Raw genomic sequence first — 225 nt, 5'->3', positions numbered from 1 at the left:
CCGGCGCTCGCATGCCGACACGAGCCTTCTCAAGGGACTGCGCATCCTGCTTGTCGACGACTCTGCGGAAGGGCTTGCAGGTTTTCGTGCGCTCCTTGAACTGGAAGGTGCGCAGGTGCGGCCCGAACGCAACGGTCCGGATGCGCTTGCGGCTGCCAAAGAAGGCAAATTCGACCTGATCCTGTCAGACATCGGTATGCCCGGCATGAGCGGCTACGAACTGAT

General features: G+C 61.3%; 1 protein-coding gene. It reads left to right on the top strand.

The window, feature by feature from the left end:
• Positions 1 to 225: response regulator (locus SB822_RS61750; RefSeq protein ID WP_410859759.1), on the top strand; the 225-nt coding region annotated here is incomplete at both ends.

It is taken from the genome of Paraburkholderia sp. SIMBA_054 (assembly GCF_046534875.1).
Lineage (GTDB): Bacteria > Pseudomonadota > Gammaproteobacteria > Burkholderiales > Burkholderiaceae > Paraburkholderia > Paraburkholderia hospita.
The sequence above is the reverse complement of the archived record's forward strand: the minus strand, read 5'-3'. Positions and strand labels throughout refer to the sequence as shown.